Annotated in this window: 22 protein-coding genes; 16 read left to right on the plus strand and 6 right to left on the minus strand. The window is 67.2% G+C overall.

What is annotated here, in order from left to right; translation table 11 throughout:
- Nucleotides 1-15: 15 nt before the first annotated feature.
- The 3 genes from AVT10_RS09600 (at nt 16) to AVT10_RS18170 (ending at nt 2,610) form a co-directional block, all read left to right on the plus strand.
- The gene (locus tag AVT10_RS09600) at nt 16-993 is read left to right on the plus strand and encodes a type II secretion system F family protein (RefSeq protein WP_066690222.1); all 978 of its coding nucleotides are present in this window, start codon (nt 16-18) and stop codon (nt 991-993) included.
- Nucleotides 994-997: 4 nt separating this feature from the next.
- The gene (locus AVT10_RS09605) at nt 998-1,993 is read left to right on the plus strand and encodes a type II secretion system F family protein (RefSeq protein ID WP_066690224.1); all 996 of its coding nucleotides are present in this window, start codon (nt 998-1,000) and stop codon (nt 1,991-1,993) included.
- A 74-nt stretch (nt 1,994-2,067) separates the two neighbouring features.
- Entirely contained in the window at nt 2,068-2,610 is a 543-nt protein-coding gene (locus AVT10_RS18170) for a hypothetical protein (RefSeq protein ID WP_066690226.1), read from the plus strand.
- A 56-nt stretch (nt 2,611-2,666) separates the two neighbouring features.
- On the opposite strand, the gene AVT10_RS09615 is transcribed toward AVT10_RS18170, so the two are convergent.
- Nucleotides 2,667-3,089 (minus strand): winged helix-turn-helix transcriptional regulator, encoded by a 423-nt coding sequence (locus AVT10_RS09615; RefSeq protein WP_066690228.1) that lies wholly within the window; start codon nt 3,087-3,089, stop codon nt 2,667-2,669.
- Nucleotides 3,090-3,139: 50 nt separating this feature from the next.
- Here AVT10_RS09615 and AVT10_RS09620 point away from each other — a divergent pair, with 50 nt between their 5' ends.
- Nucleotides 3,140-3,748 (plus strand): NAD(P)-dependent oxidoreductase, encoded by a 609-nt coding sequence (locus AVT10_RS09620; RefSeq protein ID WP_066690230.1) that lies wholly within the window; start codon nt 3,140-3,142, stop codon nt 3,746-3,748.
- Nucleotides 3,749-3,788: 40 nt separating this feature from the next.
- Here AVT10_RS09620 and AVT10_RS09625 read toward each other — a convergent pair whose 3' ends face one another.
- The 4 genes from AVT10_RS09625 to AVT10_RS09640 form a co-directional block, all read right to left on the minus strand.
- Complete coding sequence (locus AVT10_RS09625) at nt 3,789-3,983, minus strand: hypothetical protein (RefSeq protein ID WP_066690234.1); 195 nt, start codon at nt 3,981-3,983, stop codon at nt 3,789-3,791.
- Between the two features lie 8 nt (nt 3,984-3,991).
- Nucleotides 3,992-6,652 carry a pyruvate, phosphate dikinase gene (ppdK, locus tag AVT10_RS09630; protein ID WP_066690236.1) on the minus strand — a complete coding sequence of 887 codons (2,661 nt, stop codon included), beginning with the start codon at nt 6,650-6,652 and terminating at the stop codon, nt 3,992-3,994.
- Between the two features lie 101 nt (nt 6,653-6,753).
- Nucleotides 6,754-9,258: a glycine--tRNA ligase subunit beta gene (glyS, locus tag AVT10_RS09635; RefSeq protein ID WP_066690238.1), complete on the minus strand. Its 2,505-nt coding sequence runs from the start codon at nt 9,256-9,258 to the stop codon at nt 6,754-6,756.
- Entirely contained in the window at nt 9,255-10,136 is an 882-nt protein-coding gene (locus AVT10_RS09640) for a glycine--tRNA ligase subunit alpha (RefSeq protein WP_066690343.1), read from the minus strand. The genes glyS and AVT10_RS09640 overlap by 4 nt, the downstream gene beginning before the upstream one ends.
- A 214-nt stretch (nt 10,137-10,350) precedes the next feature.
- Between AVT10_RS09640 and AVT10_RS18175 the strand changes: the two genes are divergently transcribed.
- From AVT10_RS18175 to AVT10_RS09695, 12 genes are all read left to right on the plus strand, one after another.
- Nucleotides 10,351-10,524, plus strand: coding sequence for a hypothetical protein (locus AVT10_RS18175; RefSeq protein ID WP_157092729.1), 174 nt, complete (start codon nt 10,351-10,353; stop codon nt 10,522-10,524).
- Nucleotides 10,525-10,531: 7 nt separating this feature from the next.
- On the plus strand, nt 10,532-10,732 hold the full coding sequence (locus tag AVT10_RS09645) for a helix-turn-helix transcriptional regulator (protein WP_066690346.1): 201 nt from the start codon (nt 10,532-10,534) through the stop codon (nt 10,730-10,732).
- The gene (locus AVT10_RS09650) at nt 10,716-11,162 is read left to right on the plus strand and encodes a hypothetical protein (protein WP_066690241.1); all 447 of its coding nucleotides are present in this window, start codon (nt 10,716-10,718) and stop codon (nt 11,160-11,162) included. The genes AVT10_RS09645 and AVT10_RS09650 overlap by 17 nt, the downstream gene beginning before the upstream one ends.
- The gene (locus AVT10_RS09655; protein ID WP_066690242.1) at nt 11,159-12,016 is read left to right on the plus strand and encodes a TraB/GumN family protein; all 858 of its coding nucleotides are present in this window, start codon (nt 11,159-11,161) and stop codon (nt 12,014-12,016) included. The genes AVT10_RS09650 and AVT10_RS09655 overlap by 4 nt, the downstream gene beginning before the upstream one ends.
- Before the next feature lie 263 nt (nt 12,017-12,279).
- The gene (locus tag AVT10_RS09660; RefSeq protein ID WP_066690349.1) at nt 12,280-12,957 is read left to right on the plus strand and encodes a 50S ribosomal protein L25/general stress protein Ctc; all 678 of its coding nucleotides are present in this window, start codon (nt 12,280-12,282) and stop codon (nt 12,955-12,957) included.
- Nucleotides 12,958-13,352: 395 nt separating this feature from the next.
- Nucleotides 13,353-13,919, plus strand: a complete 567-nt coding sequence (gene pth, locus AVT10_RS09665; protein WP_066690243.1) for an aminoacyl-tRNA hydrolase — start codon at nt 13,353-13,355, stop codon at nt 13,917-13,919.
- A 210-nt stretch (nt 13,920-14,129) separates the two neighbouring features.
- Entirely contained in the window at nt 14,130-14,990 is an 861-nt protein-coding gene (locus AVT10_RS09670; RefSeq protein ID WP_066690249.1) for an AraC family transcriptional regulator, read from the plus strand.
- Between the two features lie 437 nt (nt 14,991-15,427).
- Nucleotides 15,428-16,333, plus strand: a complete 906-nt coding sequence (locus AVT10_RS09675; RefSeq protein WP_084401547.1) for an alpha/beta hydrolase family esterase — start codon at nt 15,428-15,430, stop codon at nt 16,331-16,333.
- Nucleotides 16,334-16,371: 38 nt separating this feature from the next.
- Nucleotides 16,372-16,956, plus strand: coding sequence for a TIGR02466 family protein (locus tag AVT10_RS09680; protein WP_066690252.1), 585 nt, complete (start codon nt 16,372-16,374; stop codon nt 16,954-16,956).
- A gap of 65 nt (nt 16,957-17,021) precedes the next feature.
- Complete coding sequence (gene ychF / locus AVT10_RS09685; RefSeq protein WP_066690254.1) at nt 17,022-18,122, plus strand: redox-regulated ATPase YchF; 1,101 nt, start codon at nt 17,022-17,024, stop codon at nt 18,120-18,122.
- A 43-nt stretch (nt 18,123-18,165) separates the two neighbouring features.
- Nucleotides 18,166-19,428 (plus strand): alkaline phosphatase family protein, encoded by a 1,263-nt coding sequence (locus AVT10_RS09690; protein ID WP_066690257.1) that lies wholly within the window; start codon nt 18,166-18,168, stop codon nt 19,426-19,428.
- Between the two features lie 39 nt (nt 19,429-19,467).
- The gene (locus tag AVT10_RS09695; RefSeq protein ID WP_066690260.1) at nt 19,468-19,926 is read left to right on the plus strand and encodes a MaoC family dehydratase; all 459 of its coding nucleotides are present in this window, start codon (nt 19,468-19,470) and stop codon (nt 19,924-19,926) included.
- A gap of 4 nt (nt 19,927-19,930) precedes the next feature.
- On the opposite strand, the gene AVT10_RS18180 is transcribed toward AVT10_RS09695, so the two are convergent.
- A complete protein-coding gene (locus AVT10_RS18180; RefSeq protein WP_157092730.1) occupies nt 19,931-20,716 on the minus strand; it encodes a peptidase in 786 nt (261 codons plus the stop codon).
- Between the last annotated feature and the right edge of the window lie 160 nt (nt 20,717-20,876).

The raw sequence follows: 20,876 nt of genomic DNA on the forward strand, positions 1-20,876 counted from the left end.
GCAGGACCCACGGCGATGGACCTGCTCCCCCTCCTCCTGCTCGCCACCGGCGCGGCGATGACGCTGGTGCTGCTGGTGCTCGCCCTGTCCGGACCGTCGGGCGAGCGGGCGCGCAACCGGCGGTTGCTGGCGGTGCGCGAGCGTCATGCCTCCGCCGCCAGCGCGACCGCGATGGAAGCGCAGATGCGCCGCATCGGCAACCGGAGCACCAGCAAGGCCGATCGCACCGCCGCGCGTTTCCTGCCCAATGTCGAACAATTGAAGCTGCGTTTGCAAAAGACCGGCCGCAACTGGACCCTTGCCCAATATGGCAAGGTGTCGCTCGGCATCATCGTCGCGGTCTTCGCCCTGCTGCTGCTGCGCGGCTTTCCGCTGGTCCTCGCGCTGCTGCTGGCGCTGGCTGCCGGCATGGGCCTGCCGCATTTCGCGGTGGGCTTCGTCATCAAGAAACGCATCGCGCGCTTCACCGCCAAATTCCCCGACGCGATCGAATTGCTGGTCCGGGGTCTCCGCTCCGGTCTGCCGATCACCGAGACGATGACCGTCGTCGGTCAGGAAGTCGACGGCCCGGTCGGCGAGGAATTCCGCCTGGTCAGCGACCGGATGAAGATCGGCCGCTCGCTCGACGCCGCGCTGCAGGAAACCGGCGACCGGCTCGGCACGCCCGAGTTCCAGTTCTTCATCATCACCATCGCCATCCAGCGCGAAACCGGCGGCAACCTTGCCGAAACGCTCGCGAACCTCGCCGACGTGCTGCGCAAGCGGATGCAGATGAAGCTGAAGATCAAGGCGATGTCGTCGGAATCCAAGGCGTCCGCCTATATCGTCGGGTCGCTGCCCTTCATCGTGTTCGGCATGATCTGGGTCATCAACGACACCTATATGCAGAATTTTTTCGTCGATCCGCGGCTGATGATCGCGGGCATGGGCGGGCTGCTGTGGATGGGGATCGGCGCCTTCATCATGGCCAAGATGGTCAATTTCGAGATCTGATGCGATGATAGCCGCCGCGCCCAACCCCACCTTCTTCGGCTTCGACGTCGTCAATGTCGCGACGATCCTGTCGGCGGTCGCCGTCCTGTCGGTGATGCTGGCGATCTATATCGCAACGACCTCGCGCGACCCGATGACCCGCCGGGTCAAGGCGCTGAACGACCGCCGCGAACAGCTGAAGGCCGGCATCACCGCATCGACCAGCAAGCGTCGTGCGAAGCTGGTGCAGAAGAACGACGCGACCGACCGCATCCGCGGGCTGTTGTCGTCGATGAAGGTGCTGCAGGATTCGCAGCTGAAGGTCGCGCAGCTGAAACTGATGCAGGCGGGCATCCGGTCGAAGGACTGGGCGGTCGCGGTCATCTTCGGGCGGCTGGTGCTGCCGATCGTGTTCGGCCTGCCGATGCTCTACATCGTCTATGGCACCGACACCTTCGCCGACTGGTCGCCGCTGAAAGCCTATGGCCTGGTCGCGGGCACCTTCATCCTCAGCTACAAGGCGCCCGACATCTATCTGAAGAACAAGATCACCAAACGGTCGGACGCGATCCGCAAGGGGCTTCCCGACGCGCTGGACCTGCTGGTGATCTGCGCCGAAGCCGGCCTGACGGTCGACGCCGCCTTCACCCGCGTCGCGCGCGAACTGGGCCGCGCCTATCCCGAACTGGGCGAGGAATTCTCGCTGACCGCGATCGAGCTGGGCTTCCTGACCGAACGGCGTCAGGCGTTCGAAAACCTCGCGATGCGCATCAACCTCGACGCAGTGAAGGGCGTGGTCACGACCATGATCCAGACCGAGAAATACGGCACCCCGCTCGCCTCCGCGCTGCGCGTGCTGTCGGCGGAATTCCGCAACGAACGCATGATGCGCGCCGAGGAAAAGGCCGCGCGCCTTCCCGCGATCATGACCGTGCCGCTGATCCTCTTCATCCTCCCCACCCTGTTCGTCGTCATCCTGGGGCCGGCGGCGTGCAGCATCAGCGACGCGTTCGGCAAATAGGCATCGGGGGCCGGCGGGAACGCCGCCCCGCCCCGTCCGTTATCGCCCCGTAACCAATCAAAGGGGCTTGCACGATGCTGTTCCAGACGCCGACCCAGTTCGCGGTCCTCGCACTGTTGCTGCTTGCCGGCTGGTTCTTCGGCCTCGCATCGTCTTCGGGCGGCAAGAAATGGAAGCAGCGCTATCGCGACGAGGAAGCCGCGCACAAGGCCTATCGCGCCGAAGTCGCCGCCGACCTGAAGGCCCGCGACGAACGCCTGCGCGAAGTGGAGGCCGAACGCGACCGGCTGGCCAAGGAACGCAGCACCGCCACCGCGACCGCCGCGACGGCCGCCACCGGCGCGGCCGCGGCCAGCAGCAGCGGCGGCGGTTTCTTCGGCTGGGGCGGCGACAATCTGTCGCGCATTCGCGGCATCGATGCCGACCTCGAACGGGCACTCGGCCAGCGCGGGATCAAGACCTATCGTGCGATCGAGCAGCTGACCGAAGCCGACGAACGCGCGCTCGAGGAGGATCTGCGCCTTCGTCCGGGCACGATCGACGCCGAACATTGGCGCGAACAGGCGGCAATGCTGCGCGAAGGCCGCGACGACGACCATCGCAGCCGCTGGGGCTGATCGGGCTATGGTCACTCCGGGCTTGTCGCGGGGTGACGTTTCCTTGACGATCCGGCCTAGCCCGCTGCACCTTCCCGCGCATCAAAGGCTCGCTGCGCCGACAGCACCGTCCCGATCCGCGCTTCCGACCACGTCATCAACGCCCGCAGCGCATCGATCAATTCGCCGCCCAGCGGCGTGATCGCATAGCTGACGCTGACCGGCTTGGTCGCGACGACATGCCGCGTCACCAGCCCGTCGCGCTCCAGCATGCGCAGCGTCTGGCTCAGCATCTTCTGCGACACACCGGCGATCCGCCGTTTCAGTTCGTTGAAGCGATACGGCTCCTCGCCCAGCAACAGCAGCACCAGCACGCTCCATTTGTCGCCGATCCGGTCGAGCAACAGCCGTGTCGGGCAATCGGCGGCGAACACGTCGCCCTTCAGCCACGCGGTTTCCACCGGGTTACCTCGTATCGGAAAAGTGCCGTCTTGCGTCATCGGTTTCCCCATAGCACGTGGTCACCATTGGATACCACAGGAGACTGACGATGGATGTTGCGGTACTGGGCGCAAGCGGCAATGCCGGTTCGGAGATCACGCGGGAGCTGGCCCGTCGCGGCCACAGCGTCCGCGCGATCGCCCGCAAGCCCGATGCGATCCCGGACCTGCCCGGCGTGACCCGGCTGGCGGGCGACGCGCATGATCCCGTGGTACTCGGCCCGCTGATCGCCGGCGCCGACGCGGTCATCAGCGCACTGCATTTCGACGTCACCGCCGACACGTTGCTCGCAGCGCTCCGCCAGGCGGGCGTCGGACGGCTGCTGGTCACCGGCGGCGCGGCCAGCCTGGAGGTCGCGCCCGGCGTGCGGCTGATCGATTCGCCCGACTTCCCGGCCGAATGGCGCGAGTTCGCGATGGGTGGCATCGCCTTTCTCGACGCGCTGCGCTCGGTCGAGGATATCGACTGGACCTTCTTCTCGCCCGCCGCGCTGATCGAGCCGGGCGAGCGCACCGGCCGCTATCGGCTCGGCACCGATACGCTGGTCACCGACGATGCCGGGGTCAGCCGGATCAGCTTCGCCGATTATGCCATCGCGATGGTCGACGAGCTGGAGGCGCATCGCCACCCGCGCGCCCGCTTCACCGCCGCCTATTGAGGCTGCACCCCGCCCCGGTTTGCGCCGGGGCGGGCAGCGATCAGAACGTCACCCATTCCGGGCCGCCGGGGAACACCACATCCTCGACCTTGTCGCCGATCTTGGTGACCGCCAGCAGCAGCGCGAGCACGACGAGCAGGTCGAACACGATCACCGCGCCCCAGACGAACGCCGGGTGGAACGGACCGACACGGTCGAACCCGTCCTTCGTCACCCGTGCCGCATCGTTCGTCATCACGCTTCTCACTTCTTCAATGCGGCCTGTGCCGCCGCCAACCGGGCGATCGGCACGCGATAGGGGCTGGCCGACACATAGTCCAACCCGACCTTTTCGCAGAAGGCGATCGACGCCGGATCGCCGCCATGTTCGCCGCAGATGCCGAGCTTGATGTCGCTCCGGGTCTTGCGCCCCCGCTCGGCGGCCAGCTCGATCAGCTCGCCCACGCCCTCGACATCGATCGAGACGAACGGATCGCGGGCATAGATGCCCTTTTCGACATAGGCGCCCAGGAACCGGCTGGCATCGTCGCGGCTGACGCCCAGCGTCGTCTGCGTCAGGTCGTTGGTCCCGAACGAGAAGAACTGCCCGGCCTCGGCGATCTCCCCGGCCTTGAGCGCGGCGCGCGGCAGTTCGATCATCGTGCCGACCAGATACTCGATTCGGCGGCCCTTGTCGGCGAACACGGCTTCCGCCGCCTTGTCGATCACCGTCTTCATCAGCTCCAGCTCGCGCTTGGTGCCGACCAGCGGGATCATCACCTCGGGGATCGGCGCCTCGCCCGACTTCTCCGCGACGATCACCGCCGCTTCGAAGATCGCCCGCGCCTGCATCTCGTAGATTTCCGGATAGGTCACGCCCAGCCGGCAACCGCGATGGCCCAGCATCGGGTTGAATTCGTGCAGCTCGGCCGCGCGGCGCTTGAGCTGTTCGACCTCGATCCCCGCCGCCTGCGCCACTTCGGCGAACTCGGCTTCCTCATGCGGCAGGAATTCGTGCAGCGGCGGGTCGAGCAGGCGGATGGTGCACGGCAGGCCGACCATCACCTCGAAAATCTCGACGAAGTCGCTGCGCTGTTCGGGCAGCAGCTTGTCGAGCGCCACGCGACGCCCGGCCTCGTCCTCGGCCAGAATCATCTGCCGCACGGCGGTGATCCGCGACTGTTCGAAGAACATGTGCTCGGTGCGGCAGAGGCCAATCCCCTCCGCCCCGAAATCGCGCGCGGTGCGGCAATCGAGCGGCGTTTCGGCATTGGTCCGCACCTTGAGGCGACGAACGCCATCGGCCCATTCCATCAGCGTGCCGAAATCGCCAGCCAGTTCGGGCTGCACCGTCGCGACCGCGCCTGCCATCACCTCGCCGGTCGCGCCGTCGATGGTGACGATATCGCCCTCGCGGATTTCGCGCGAACCGACCTTCATCACGCCTGCCTTGGCATCGATCGAGATCGACCCTGCGCCCGACACGCAGGGACGGCCCATGCCGCGCGCCACGACGGCGGCGTGGCTGGTCATGCCGCCGCGTGCGGTCAGGATGCCGCGCGCCGCATGCATGCCGTGAATGTCTTCCGGGCTGGTCTCGGTACGGATCAGGATCACCGCGTCACCGGCGTTCGAGCGCCGCTCGGCGGTGTCGCTGTCGAACACCGCGATGCCGCTCGCCGCCCCCGGCGAGGCGGGCAGCCCCTTGGTCAGCACGTCGCGCGCCGCCTTCGGGTCGAGCGTCGGGTGGAGCAGCTGGTCCAATGCCTGCGGATCGACCCGCGCGATCGCCTCCTCGCGGCTGATCAGCCCTTCCTCGGCCATGTCGACCGCGATCTTCAGCGCCGCCTTCGCAGTGCGCTTGCCCGACCGGGTCTGCAGCATCCACAATTTGCCCTGCTGCACCGTGAATTCGATGTCCTGCATGTCGCGGTAATGCCGCTCCAGCCGGTCGAACACCGCCGCCAGCTCGGCATAGGCGTCGGGCATCGCCTCTTCCATCGACAGCGGCTTGGCATTCGCCGCCGCCCGCGCCGCGGTGGTCAGATATTGCGGCGTGCGGATACCCGCGACCACGTCCTCGCCCTGCGCGTTGATCAGGAATTCGCCGTAATAGGCGTTGGCGCCGGTCGAGGGATCGCGGGTGAAGGCCACGCCGGTCGCCGACGTGTCGCCCATATTGCCGAACACCATCGCCTGCACGTTGACCGCCGTGCCCCAGTCGCCGGGAATGTCGTTCAACCGGCGATAGACCTTGGCGCGGTCCGCCTGCCACGATCCGAACACCGCGCCGATCGCGCCCCACAACTGGTCGTGCACGTCCTGCGGGAACGGCTTGCCCCACAGCTCGACGACGATGTCCTTGTACTGGGCGACCAACGCACGCCAGTCGTCGGCGGTCAGGTCGGTGTCGAGATAATAGCCGCGATCTTCCTTCGCGATCTCCAGCGCTTCCTCGAACCGGCCATGGTCGAGTTCGAGCACCACGTCCGAATACATCTGGATGAAGCGGCGATAGCTGTCCCAGGCGAAGCGCGCATCGTCCGACACCGCCGCCAGCCCCTCGACCGTCCGGTCGTTGAGACCCAGGTTCAGCACCGTGTCCATCATCCCCGGCATCGACACCCGCGCGCCTGAGCGGACCGACACCAGCAGCGGGTCGGCTTCGTCGCCGAAGCGCTTGCCGGTGATCCCCTCGATATGCGCGATGCCGGTGGCGACTTCGTCACGCAGCGAATCAGGGAAGGTCTCGCCATCCTCGTAATAGCGGGTGCACATCGTCGTCGCGATGGTGAAGCCCGGCGGCACCGGCAGCCCGATCGACGCCATCTCCGCCAGGTTCGCGCCCTTGCCGCCCAGCAGCGTCTTGTCGCCCGACCCTCCGTCCGAAACCCCGCCGCCGAACCGATAGACATACTGCGTCATGCTCGTTCCCTTCCATCCGGGCCGACGGCCACGGGGTTAGCATCGGAGTGTGACGAATCACCCTCCGCTCCCCACCCCGTTAAACGGGTTAAACCGATAGGTCAGCCCTCGATTTTCGAAAAATCGGCGACCCGGTGCACCGCATCGCGCACCCGTGCCAGCAGCGCCAACCGCGCGGTGCGCTTGTGCGGGTCGGCATCGTTGACCGTGACGTCGGTGAAGAAGGCGTCGATCGGCGCGCGCAGCGTCGCAAGCGCCGCCATCGCCCCGGCGAAATCCTCCGCCTCGACCGCCTTTTCCGCCTGCGGCTCGGCTGCATCGAGCGCCGCGATCAGCGCCGCTTCGGCCGGCTCGCGATCATAGTCGCGCGCCTCGCGCTCGGTCCGCGCCAGTTCGGCGACGACCGGCGCGAAGTCGGGGTCCTCGACCATGGCAAGCGGATCTTCCTCGCCGGTTTCGGGGATATGCTTGCTGGCGCCGGGCGCTTCCTTCTTCAGGATATTCGCCGCGCGCTTATACCCCGCGAGCAGGTTCGCCCCGTCCTCGGTCGTGACGAACGCCTGCAACGCATGGACGCGGGCGAGCAGGCGGACGAGATCGTCCTCGCCGCCCAGCGCGAAGACGGCGTCGATCAGGTCGTGGCGGACGCCCGCCTCGCGCTGTTGGACTTTCAGGCGGTCGGCGAAGAAGTCGATAATTTCATCAATGCTGTCGAAAAGTCGACCAGCTACTTCAACATCCTCGTTAAATTTTTTGGCGTCTGACGCACTCAACGCCACCTCGATATACCGCCCTCCAACATGATACAGTTGCGCAGCGGTACCGTCTTCGCTTCCGACAAGAGGTCCCGGCGGAATCATCTTACCGTCATCATTGAGTCGAACGCTGTTGGCTGGAACCGACTTTACGGCGCCAGCAATGATATACTGAGTTAAAGCTGTATTGAGTATCTCATTCAAATTCACCCGCAGCTTGTTTTGGGTCAGCAAAGCGATAATTGCGATACCGGAGCGGCGCAGAGCGAATGGATCTTTCGATCCACTCGGCCTCATCCCACGACTGAAAAATCCGGCAATCGTATCCAGCTTATCCGCTAGCGCCACCGCAACCGTCACCGGCGCGGTCGGAACGTCATCCCCCTGCCCGACCGGCTTGTAGTGATCGCGCACCGCCTCGGCGACTTCCGCCGGCTCGCCCTGCGCGGCGGCATAATAGCCGCCCATCAGCCCCTGCAATTCGGGGAACTCGCCGACCATGCCGGTGACCAGATCGGCCTTGGCCAGCCGCGCGGCGCGTTCGGCCATATCGGCCAACGTCTCCCTCTCCCCTTCAGGGGAGTTCCGGGTCGGTTGTGCCCCCGGCACAACCTCAACAGCGCGGGGCGCTGTTGACTCGGAACTGGCCGGGGAGAGGGGGCTGTCCGCAGGAGCCGAGGCTTCGGTGGAAGCCCCCTCTCCCAACCCTCTCCTCTGAAGGGGAGAGGGCTTTACTACGCCGCTTTCAACCAGCCACCGCGCCAGCTTCGCCACCCGCTCGACCTTGTCGGCGACCGTGCCCAGCTTCTCATGAAACACGATCTTCTCGAGCTTGGGCAGCTGGTCCTCCAGCCGCGTCTTCAGATCGGTTTCGTAGAAGAATTTCGCATCCGACAGCCGCGCCGCCAGCACCTTAGCATTGCCCGCGACGATCCGCTCGCCGCCGTCCGCCGCATCGATATTGGCGGTGCAGACGAACGCGTTCGCCAGCTTGCCCTCCGCGTCGCGGCAAACGAAGTACTTCTGGTTCACCCGCGCGGTCAGCTGGATGACCTCGGGCGGAACGCTGAGAAACGCCTCGTCGAACCGCCCCAGCAACGGCACCGGCCATTCGGTCAGCCCGGCATTCTCCGCCAGCAGCCCTTCATCCTCGACCAAGGTCAGCCCGGCACCCTGCGCCGCCATCTTGGCGCCGACCGCGATGATCGCCGCGCGCTCATTCTGGTCGACGATGACATGGGCATCGCGCAGCGTCTCGACATAGCTCTCCGCCGACGCGATCGTCACCGGCCCCCCGTGATGGAAGCGATGCCCCATCGTCTCCGCACCGCTCGTGACACCGGCGACCTCGCACGGCACCACCGCGCCACCGAACAGCGCGACGATCCCCTGCAACGGCCGCACCCAACGCGGGGACTCCGGGCTGAGCGACGCCGCGCCCCAGCGCATCGACTTGGGCCAGGGGAACCCACGCACGATCGCCGGGATCGCCGCCGCCAGCACCTGCGCCGTCTCGCGCCCTGGCACTTCGGTCACCGCGAACAACACGCCGTCGCGCTCGGTCAGCGCCTCGCGCGTCAGCCCGGTCTTGCGCAGAAACCCTTCCAGCGCCTGCGGCGGGGCGGAGGCGCGCGGCCCCTTCACTTCCTCGCGCACCGGCTCGGTAGCCTCGGGCAAGTCATACGCGATCAGCGTCAAGCGACGCGGCGTGGCATAGGTCGTGATCCGCGGCGCGGCGATCCCGGCCTTCGCCAGTTCCCCGACGAACAGCTTGGCCAGATCCTCACGGGCCTTGGCCTGCATCCGCGCCGGGATTTCCTCGCTGCGCAGTTCGAGCAGAAAATCGGTCATGCCACCCACCCCGGATACTTTGCCTGCCATGTCGGCGTCTGCGTCTCGATGAACTTCGCGCAGCTGGCCTTCGCCAGATCACGCACGCGGCCGATATAGGCCTGCCGCTCGGCGACGGAGATCACGCCGCGCGCGTTCAGCAGGTTGAACACATGGCTCGCCTCGATCGCCTGTTCATAGGCCGCGATCGGCACGTCGTTGGCCAGTGCATTCTCGCACTCGGCCGCCGCCTTTTTGAACAGGTCGAACAGGCCATCGGTATCGGCGACCTCGAAATTCCACTTCGACATCTGGCGCTCGTTTTCGAGGAACACGTCGCCATAGGTGACGCCCCCCCTCCCCTCAGCAGCGTCATTGAACGCCAGGTCGTACACGCTGTCCTTATCCTGGATGTACATCGCCAGCCGTTCAAGGCCGTAGGTCAGCTCGCCCGCGACCGGCTTGCAGTCGAACCCGCCCATCTGTTGGAAATAGGTGAACTGGGTGACTTCCATCCCGTCGCACCATACTTCCCAGCCCAGCCCCCATGCGCCCAGCGTCGGCGATTCCCAATCGTCCTCGACGAAGCGGATGTCGTGCTGCGTGAAGTCGATCCCGATCGCCGCCAGCGACCCCAGATACAGCTCCTGCAGGTTCGGCGGCGACGGCTTCAAAATCACCTGATACTGGTAATAATGCTGCAGCCGGTTGGGGTTCTCGCCATAGCGCCCGTCGGTCGGCCGGCGCGACGGCTGGACGAACGCCGCGTTCCACGGCTCCGGCCCCAGCGCGCGCAGCGTCGTCGCCGGGTGGAACGTCCCCGCCCCCATCCGCATGTCATAGGGTTGCAGGATGACGCAGCCCTTGTCGCTCCAGTAATCGTGGAGCGTCAGGATCATTTTCTGGAAGCTGAGCGGGGCGGCCATGGTTTCGCCTTTGAATGCAGGAATGCCCCGCGCCTAGCCGCATCGCCGATCGCCGGTCAAGCGAACCGCATGTCAGGTTAAACCGACATCGTGTCAGGTAGCATTGACACAAAGCACGAATCGGCGGATACATAGTCAGGTAAACACGACACATTGTCGCTGATCGTTGACATGGAAGGTCACTGCGATGCCCCGCCCCGACACCCAAGGCTACACGCTGTTCGTCGTCGCGCTGTGCGCAGCCGTCGCCGCAATGGCCGCCGACCGCAACGAACGGCCCACACCGCCCCCCGCGCCGACCAGCGGCATTTCCTTCGCCGCCCAACTCGGCGATGCGGCGGTATCGCTATCGTGGCGGTGAGCGGTTCGTGAAGAACCGGCTCAAGATTCTGCGCGCCGAACGCGACTGGAGCCAGGCCGAACTGGCCGGGCGGCTCGACGTATCGCGTCAGGCGGTGAATGCGATCGAAACCGGCAAGCACGACCCGTCGCTCCCGCTCGCCTTCCGCATGAGCCGGTTGTTCGGCCTGCCGATCGAACAGATTTTCGAGGATGACGTCGATGGTTGAGGATTGGGGCGCCGCCCGCGAACGACAGCGCCGCCGGCGGCGATGGATCTGGGTCGCGGCAGCCATCGCCGTCGTCGCGCTGGCACCGCTGGTCACGACCTTCGTGCTGGGCATCGTCGAGGGGTATAGCGAGGTCGCCGACCCTGCGCGCGCGATCCGCACCCGCGACCATGCCGGCTATATCGCCATCGGCATCGCGCTGCTCGGCGCGCTCGTCTTCAACCTGCGGATCTGGCGCAATGCCGATGAGGTCGAGCGGCGGCAGATGACGGAGGCGGCGGCCGTCACAGGAATCGCCGCGCTGGTCGCGCTGCCGGTCCTGTCGCTCGCGGCGAAACCGCTGGCGCTGCCCAATCCGGCGATGATCGGCTGGGCCGTCGCCATCGCCGCGCTGGTCGCGACCCGCATCGTCCAGCACCTGCGCGGATGATCGCGCGGATCGTCGCCGCACTGTTCGGCTGGCTGTCGCTCGCCAGCCCGGTCGCGGCCCCGCCGATACTCATGCCGGCGCTCTGGGTCGCGCGCGATGCCGATACGGTGATCTGGCTGTTCGGCACGGTGCATCAATTGCGGCCGGGAACGCCGTGGCTGACCGGCGCGGTGGCGGACGCCTTTGCCGACAGCGACACGCTGGTCCTCGAAATCCCCGAACCCACGCCCGACGACATGAGCGCGGCGGTAGTACAGGTCACGCCGCCCCGCCCCGCCCCGCTGCCCCCGGCCCTCGACCGCAGCCTGCGCGCGCGGGCGGCCGAGCTGGGCTTCCCCCGCAATGCCTTCGACAGGACCGACCCGTGGTTCGCCGCGACGGTCCTCGCCGCGCAACCGCTGGCGCAGGCCGGCTACCGCAGCGAGCCCGCCCCCGAGACGCTGCTGACGAAACTCGCCGATCGAACCGGCAAGCCGGTCACCGCATTCGAAACGCTCGGCCAGCAACTTGGCCTCTTCGCCGCCCTGCCGCAGGCCGCCCAGCGCACGATGCTGGAGCGCACCCTCGCCGAGCGCGATCCGGTGCCGGCGATGGACCGGGTCGTCGCCACCTGGGGCCGTGGCGACGTCGCGACGCTCGACCGGCTGCTGGGCGAGGATATGACGCAAGCCGGTCCGGCGGTGCGCGCCGCGCTGCTCGACCGGCGCAACGCCGCCTGGGCGCGCACCATCGCCAGGTGGATGCGCCAGCCGGGTACGCGCTTCGTCGCGGTCGGCGCGGGGCATCTGACCGGGCCGGGCAGCGTGCAGGATCGGTTGCGGAAGATGGGTTTGGAAGTGATGCGGGTGCAATAGCACCCCACCCCGTTCGGTTCGAGCAGCTTCGAGCCTGTCGAGAAGCGTCCGTCGAGAACGCCCCGCTTGGGGCACCCCCTTCTCGACTACGGTTCTCGACAGGCTCGAACCTCCGCTCGAAGCAAACGGGGGTGGAGGAAACGGGGCACCCAACCTTGCCTTTCCCCCCAAACTCCCCTATGCGCCCGCGCTTGTTCGTGCCGGGGTCATCCCTGGAGGCCCGGCCGCGCAAGACACATCAATACGTACTCAAGGAAGACATGATGAGCGACACGCTGAATCTGTCGGCCGAGACGCGCGATCGGGTAGGCAAGGGAGCCTCCCGCGCCCTGCGTCGCGATGGCCGCGTCCCCGCCGTGATCTATGGCAACAAGCAGGACCCGGAGGGCATTCACCTGAACGCCCGCGAACTCATGAAGGCGCTGATGACCGGCCACTTCATGAACTCGGTCATCATGGTCGATGTCGGCGGCAAGAAGGTTCGCACCCTGGCCAAGGACGTCGCGTTCGACGTCGTCACCGACCAGCCGATCCATGTCGACTTCCTGCGCATCGCCAAGAACGCGACCGTGACCGTCGCCGTGCCGGTGACCTTCACCAACGAAGACGACGCCCCCGGCATCAAGCGGGACGGCGGCGTGCTGAACGTCGTGACCCATGAAATCGAACTGACCGTCGAAGCGTCGAACATCCCGACCGAGATCGTCGTCGACCTGACCGGCCGCGAAGTCGGTGACTCGATCCACCTGTCGGACATCGACCTGCCGAACGGTGCCGAAGCGACCGCATCGGAAGACGCCGTGACCGTCGCGACGATCACCCCGCCGACCACGCTGACCGCCGAGGACGAGGCGCTCGACGCCGAAGTTGCCGAAGCGCAGTCGGCCGAAGCCGCTGCGGAAGGCGAAGACGCCGAGGGCGAGGACAAGGCCGAGGGCTGATCCGCCCCGCCTTTGTGCTGCTGATGGGGAGTGGGATGGCAATGCCGTCCCGCTCCCTTTGCGTTTGGGGTGCGTTTTTTCCGCCCACACGTCATCCCAGCGGCGCCCCCCACCTCCTGCCCACACGTCATCCCGGCGAAGGCCGGGATCCATGGACACGGCCACGTCGCGCTTCGATCGCGAACACCCGACACAATGGATTCCGGCCTCCGCCGGAATGACGATAGTGGCGAAGCAAAGGCCCCCCATCGTCGTTCCCGCGCAGGCGGGAACCCATAAACGCAACGCCTGTAGCTCCATCGCAAACGCCAGCGGCAATGGATTCCCGCCTTCGCGGGAATGACGGTTATGGCTACAGGCGTTCCGCACCCACCCGCCACCAAAGGACGCCCTCAATGCAGCTCTGGACCGGCCTGGGTAATCCCGGCCCGCAATATGCGATGCATCGCCACAATATCGGCTTCATGGCGGTCGACGCGATCGCGGAGGTCCATGGCTTCGCCGCGCCCAAACGCGCGTTCCAGGGCTGGATACAGGAAGGGCGGATCGGATCGGAAAAGATCCTGCTGCTCAAACCCGGCACCTGGATGAACGAAAGCGGCCGTTCGGTCGGCGAAGCGATGCGCTTCTACAAGCTCACGCCGCAGGACGTGACCGTCTTCCACGACGAACTCGACCTCGCCCCGTTCAAGCTCAAGGTAAAGATCGGCGGCGGCCATGCCGGCCATAATGGCCTGCGCTCGACCGACGCGCATATCGGCCCCGACTTCCGCCGCATCCGCCTCGGCATCGGCCATCCGGGGCACAAGGACCGGGTAACGCCCTATGTGCTCGGCAATTTCGCCAAGGCCGAGCTGGACGACCTGACCGACCTGCTCGGCGCCGTCGCGGCGGAGGCGCCGTGGCTGGCGGCGAACGACGACGTGCGCTTCATGAACGAGGTGGCGCGGCGGATGGGGTAGAGCTCCCCTTCCGGCCTCCCCATTCCCCTGTCCCCGCCCAAGCGTCACCCCAGCGCAGGCTGGGTCTCCCCGTGAAGACACACAACGCCAACCAACCGGGATACCCCAGCCTGCGCTGGGGTGACGCTGGAGGTCGGCAATACCGCAAGATCGGTCGAGCGCCGCCACCCTTCCCCCGCGCATACCACCCGTGCCACACAGGACACGGACATGACGCCGACCACCCCCTATCACGACCGGATGCAGCGCGCGCTCGACCATATCGACCGGCATCTGGACGACGAACTCGACCTCGCCAGCATCAGCGCGGTCGCGGCCTTTTCCAAATATCACTTCCATCGCCAGTTCGTTGCGACCTTCGGACTGCCGGTCCATCGCTATGTCCAGCTTGCCCGGTTGCAGCGCGCGTCCCACCGGCTGGCGTTCCACGCCGACCGCGTGACCGATGTCGCGCTGGATGCGGGGTACGACGCGCCCGATGCCTTTGCCCGCGCCTTTCGGCGGCATTTCGGCCAGTCGCCGTCCTCTTTCCGTTCCGTGCCTGACTGGGCACCGTGGCGCGCGGCGCTTCTGCCGCTGGATCATGCGAGGAACCGATCCATGCCGACCTATGACGTCACCATTCGCGACTTTCCCGACACGCCGATCGCCTGTCTGTCGCACGAGGGCGACATGGCGAGCATCGGCGACAGCATCCGCCGCTTCATCGCGTGGCGCCGCGCGAACCGCCTGCCGCCGTCCGACGCCGCGACCTTCAACGTCTTCCACGGCGACCCGCACGACCCCCACGCCGGCCCGGTCCGTATCGACCTGTGCGTCGCCACTGAACGCGCGTTTCCGATGGCAGACGGCATTACCACCGGCCTGATCCCCGGCGGTCGCTGCGCCGTGATCCGCATCGCCGGCCGCGCCGACGACCTCGAAGCCCCCGCGCTCCACCTCTATCGCGACTGGCTCCCCATCAGCGGCGAGGAACTCCGCGACTTCCCCCTTTTCTGCCAGCGGGTCCGCTTCGCCCCGGAAGTCGCCGAGCATGATGCGATCACCGACCTGTTCCTGCCGCTGCGCTAGGCGGTCCAAAAAGGCGGGAACAGCTACTCCCGCTTGCGGATGCCTCTTTGAAAGTCGCGGTCGACGACAGAAGCCTGCCGTACCCCGCGCGGGCGGGGGTCCAGAGCCAAGCAAAACGACGGGTTGCGTGTGTCGCCCTGGACCCCCGCCTGCGCGGGGGTACGTAACAGGGGAATGCTTCAGATGTTCGCGGGCAAGAAAACTGGCTTTCCTACGCCCTCCGCCATCGTCATGCTCGCCCGGTCCAAGCCATGTCCCGCGTACCGCCACGCACCGGATCGAACGCAACGCAAACTATCGTGCGAGTGTGAACTTAGTGAACTTTGCCCCATCCGTACTACCGAACCGACGACCCCGCGAACACGCCACTAGTGTGAACTTAGTGAACTTTGGCCACGCCTTGCGCCGCGCCGCCCCTGCCCGATAGGAAGCATTCCATGGCCAAACCCTTGCAACTGCTCGCCTTCCTGTTCCTGCTGCTGACCGGCACCGCCGCACTGGCCGCGCCGCGCTGCACCGCCGGTCCTGCGAACCAGTCGCAACGGATCACGATCAACGACGGCATGCGCTCGGTGCTGCTCCACCTGCCGCCGGGCTTCGATCCGGCGCGGCCGGCACCGCTCGTCATCCTGCTCCACGGCAGCGGCGGCACCGGCGCGGCGATGCTGCGCGACTCGAACCTAGCCGAGGCAGCGGACAAGCACGGCTTCATCGTCGCCGCGCCCGATGCCGGCATCCCCCATGACCAGGGCTTCGTCTGGAACATTCCTGGCGTTCCCACCGTCGCCGGCACCATCCCCGGCCCCGACGCCCCCGACGACGTGAAGTTCATCGGCGCGCTGATCGACCAGCTGGCCAAGGCGGGCTGCGCCGATCCCGCCCGCGTCTATGCCACCGGCCTGTCGGGGGGCGGGCGAATGACCTCGTGGCTCGGCTGCGTCGCCGCCGACCGCTTTGCCGCCATCGCCCCGGTCGTCGGCCTGCGCGCGGGCAATCCGCTGGCCAGCGATCCCACCCACCCCGATCCCGCGACCTGTCGCCCGTCGCGCCCGCTGCCGGTCATCGCCTTCGCCGGCGATGCCGACACCACCAACCCGATCCAGGGCGGCGGCGCCAAATATTGGTCCTACACCATGCACGCCGCCGAGATGCGCTGGGCGACGCTCAACGGCTGCACCGCCGCCCCCACCACCCGCTGGGTCGCGCCGAAAGTCTATGAGGAACGCTATACCGGCTGCCGCGACGGTGCCGATGTCGCCGGCCGCATCACCGTCGGCGGCGGGCATAGCTGGGTCGTCGACAACGACGCGCTCTGGGCGTTCCTGTCGCAGCATCGCCGCTGACCCTTCCCAAAACGCCACCGATCCGCCAAGCCGCCGCCATGACCGTCCGCACCCTCTTCCCGACCCATCTCTACGAAGCCAGCCTCGCCGACGCCGCGCTGGTCGACGATCTCGACGCCTCGGTCCGCGCGCTGGCGGAGGAGGACATGGCCGGGCGCCGCTGGTCGAAGGAGCATGGCTATCGCGGCTATACCTCCTACGCCTCCCTGAACGACCTGCCGCTCCGCGATCCGGTCTTCGCCGACCTGAAGCGCGTGCTCGACCGCCATGTCGCCAAATTCGCCGCCGCCTGCGGCATGGAACTGGCGGGCCGCAAGCTGAAGCTCGACAGCCTGTGGGTGAACCTGCTGAAGCCCGGCGGCGGCCATTCGGGCCACCTCCACCCGCACAGCGTCGTGTCGGGCACCGTCTATGTCGCCGTTCCCGAAGGCGCGGGCGGCATTCGGTTCGAGGACCCCCGCCTTCCCATGCTGATGGCCGCCCCCACCCGCCCCGGCACGTTCGAAACCGTCGCGCCCGAACCCGGCACGCTGCTATTGTGGGAAAGCTGGCTGCGGCACGAGGTCATGCCGCACGCCGGCAAGGGCGAACGGATCAGCGTCAGCTTCAACTATCGGTGGTAGCTTTTGCAAAGCTGGTCGCCACCCGCTAAGGCGCAGGCTTTCCATCGTCTCCGGGATAGCATCACGTGGGTTTTCGCTGCGGTATCGTCGGGCTGCCGAATGTCGGCAAGTCCACCCTGTTCAACGCGCTGACGCAGACTCAGGCGGCACAGGCGGCCAACTATCCCTTCTGCACGATCGAACCGAATGTCGGTAACGTCGCGGTCCCCGATCCCCGGCTCGACCAGCTGGCCGAGATCGCCGGTTCGGCCAAGAAGATCGAGACGCAGCTCGCCTTTGTCGACATCGCCGGCCTGGTGCGCGGCGCGTCGAAGGGCGAAGGGCTCGGCAACCAGTTCCTCGGCAATATCCGCGAGGTGGACGCGATCGTCCACGTCCTGCGCTGCTTCGAGAATGACGACATCCAGCATGTCGACGACCGGGTCGATCCGATCGCCGACGCCGACACGGTCGAGACCGAGCTGATGCTCTCCGACCTCGAAAGCCTCGAAAAGCGCGTGCCCAACCTGACCAAGAAGGGGCAGCAGGGCGACAAGGAAGCGAAGGTCGCCGCCGCCGTGCTCGGCCGTGCGCTCGACCTGCTGCGCGATGGCAAGCCCGCGCGCCTGACCGAGATCAAGGACGAGGAGGAGGAACGCCTCTTCGCCCAGGCGCAGCTGCTGACCGCCAAGCCGGTCCTCTATGTCTGCAACGTCAACGAAGAGGACGCCGCCGAGGGCAACGACCTGTCGGCCAAGGTCTTCGAAAAGGCGAAGGCAGAGGGCGCTCAGGCGGTCGTCGTGTCGGCGGCAATCGAGGCGGAGATCGCCACGATGGAACCGGCCGACCGCGCCGAATTCCTGTCCGACCTGGGGCTCAAGGAAACCGGCCTCGCCCGCGTGATCCGCGCCGGCTATTCGCTGCTCCAGCTGCTGACCTTCTTCACCGTCGGCCCCAAGGAAGCGCGCGCCTGGACCGTGTCGGTCGGTGCCAAGGCCCCGCAGGCGGCGGGCGAGATCCACAGCGATTTCGAACGCGGCTTCATCCGGGCCGAAACCATCGCCTATGCCGATTATGTCGCCTGCAAGGGTGAAAGCGGCGCGCGCGACGCAGGCAAGCTGCGGGCGGAGGGCAAGGAATATGTCGTGCAGGACGGCGACGTGATGCTGTTCCGCTTCAACGTCTGACCGTTCATAGCGCCGTCATCTTAACGCGTTAGCAGTCGTCGCGATGCGTATCCCGACCCTGTTCGCCGCACTCGCCCTGTCGGGCGGGTGCGCCACCCCGCGCGCGCCGGTCGCTGCCGCACCTGCTGCTCCCGTCGCGGAGGCCCGCACGCCGGTCACGATCCTGATCGGCGTCGACGGTGCGCGGCCCGACTATCTGACCCCGACCATCGCGCCCAATTTGTCGGCACTGGCGGCAGGCGGCGTGTCGGCGTCGATGCAGCCGTCCTTCCCGACCAAGACCTTCCCCAATTTCTGGACGATCGCCACCGGCGTCCGCCCCGACAAGAGCGGAATCGTCGGCAACAAGATGGAAGACCCCCGCCGTCCGGGCGAGCAGTTCACCATGGAGTCCACCGACCCCTTCTGGTGGAACGCCGCCAGGCCGATCTGGATCGCGGCGGAACAGGCCGGCATCCGCAGCGCGACGATGTTCTGGCCGGGCAGCGAGGTCGCGTGGGGCGGCAGCGGCAAGCCCGATCATGGCGTCTATGCCGGCGGCGCCTTCGCCTCGGACTGGCAGGCGTTCAATCCGGCGATCAACGCCGGGCAGCGCGTCGATGCGGTGGTCGACTGGCTCCGCCGCCCGGCGGCAACCCGTCCGCGCTTCGTCACCCTCTATTTCGACGATGTCGACGTCGCCGGGCACGACCATGGCCCCGGTGCGCCCGAAACCGATGCGGCGATGCATGCCGTCGACGCGCAGATCGGCCGGCTGCAGCGCGAACTGGCTGCGCTGGGCCAGCCGGCGAACCTGATCGTCGTCGCCGATCACGGCATGGCGGCGATCGATACCAGCCGGGTGATCCCCTTCGACCGGATCGCACCGGCCGGCAGCTATCGCCTGATCGAAACTGGCCCCTATGCCGCGATCGAACCGCTGCCCGGACAGGAAGGCGCGCTGGCGACCGCGCTGTCGCACCCGCACCCGCATATGCAATGCTGGCCCAAGGCGGCGATTCCGGCGCGACTGCGCTACGGCACCAACCCCCGTGTCGCGTCGTTCCTGTGCCTCGCCGACATCGGCTGGACGATCGCCCCGACGACCCCGACGCGTCCCGTAAAGGGCGGCGCGCATGGCTATGACGATGCCGCGCCCGATATGCAGGCCCTGTTCGTGGCCGGCGGCCCGGCCTTTCGCTCCGGCGTCAAGCTGCCCCCCTTCCGCAACACCGCGATCCATCCTTTGCTGCGCCAGGTGCTGGGCATCGCCCCCGACCCGACGCTCGATGGTGATGCGGGAATCGGATCGGCGGCATTGCGGTAGGGGCTTGCCGGCGACTGGTTTCGCGTTGAAACTGGTGCCATGCGCTATTTCGAAGACATCGCCGTCGGCGATACCGCCCGCTTCGGTTCCTACCCCGTCACGCGGGGGGCGGTGATCGACTTCGCCCGCCAATATGATCCGCAGCCCTTTCACCTTTCCGACGAAGCGGCGGCACAGACCCATTTCGGACGACTGGCCGCCAGCGGCTGGCACAGCTGCGCCATGACCATGGCGATGCTGGTCGAACAGTGGAAGGTCGATCCGGTCGCCAGCCTGGGTGCCGCCGGGATCGACGAACTGCGCTGGCGGCGCCCGGTCTATCCCGGCGACACGCTCAGCTGCGAAACCGAGGTGCTGACCACCCGCCCCTCCTCCAGCCGCCCGGAGATGGGCAGCGTCGCCAGCCGGGTGACGGTGCGCAACCAGGACGATCAGGTCGTGATGACGTTCATCTCACAGGCCCTGATCGCGACGCGCGCCGCCCAATCTGCCGGCTGACCGATTATTGCGGACGGGGCGAACGCCGTCCCGGTCCGCGACCTTCGGGCCCGCGAAAGCGTCCGCCGCCGGGCCGGACGCCCTCGGGCCGATCGAAGCCGCGCACCGCACCCGCCGCGGGTCGCTCCGCGCGGCCCGGAAAGGCCGACTGGCTGCTGCCACGCGGTACGTTGCGAAAGCCGGGGCGACCGTCAAAGCCGGGCCGGCGATCCTGCCCGGCATCGGGCCGGTCGCGCCAGCCGCCCGGCCGGTCGGGTAGCGGCGACTGGCTGCTGCCGCGCGGCACGTTCTGGAAGCCCGGACGCCCGTCGAACCCCGGCCGACGGTTGCCGCGCCACCCATCCGGACGTCCGGGAATCGGCGACTGGCTGCTGCCACGCGGGACATGCTGGAAGCCGGGACGATTGTCGAAGCCGGGCCGCTGCCCGTTCCAGCCCGGCCGATCCCAGCCGTCCCAACGCGGACGCCCGTCGCCCCAGCCGCCGCGCCATGCCCCGCGCCGCTGCTGCCAGTAATAGCGCTGGCGATCGTTCCATCGGAACGGCCGGCGATAGCGGTCATAGACGTAGTAGCCGGTGCCCGGATAATAATAGTCGCCGAACCACCCCCAATAGGGATCGCCGAATCCGCCGGCATAGCCGTCATAATATCCGCCATAGCCGCCGCCATAATAGCCGGGCGAGCCATAGCCGACCCCCACCCCGCCATAGCCGAAATCGCCATAGGCACAGGCGGAAACGCCCGCCCCCGCCGCCAAGGTCAGCACGATCGCGCGCAGCCGCTGCAACATCCGATTGCTCCCGCAGGCGACGGGGGTGGCCTCGGCGCCGATGATGATGGAATCCAACGGTCGGCACGGATCGCCGGTTCCTGTCCGATGGGCACCGTGCCTGTCGCGGCCTGAACGGCGGCTGTCCGGGATTTGGGAGGGAATGCGGGGCGTTATGAGG

The organism is Sphingomonas hankookensis (genome assembly GCF_001619955.1).
Taxonomy (GTDB): domain Bacteria; phylum Pseudomonadota; class Alphaproteobacteria; order Sphingomonadales; family Sphingomonadaceae; genus Sphingomonas; species Sphingomonas hankookensis_A.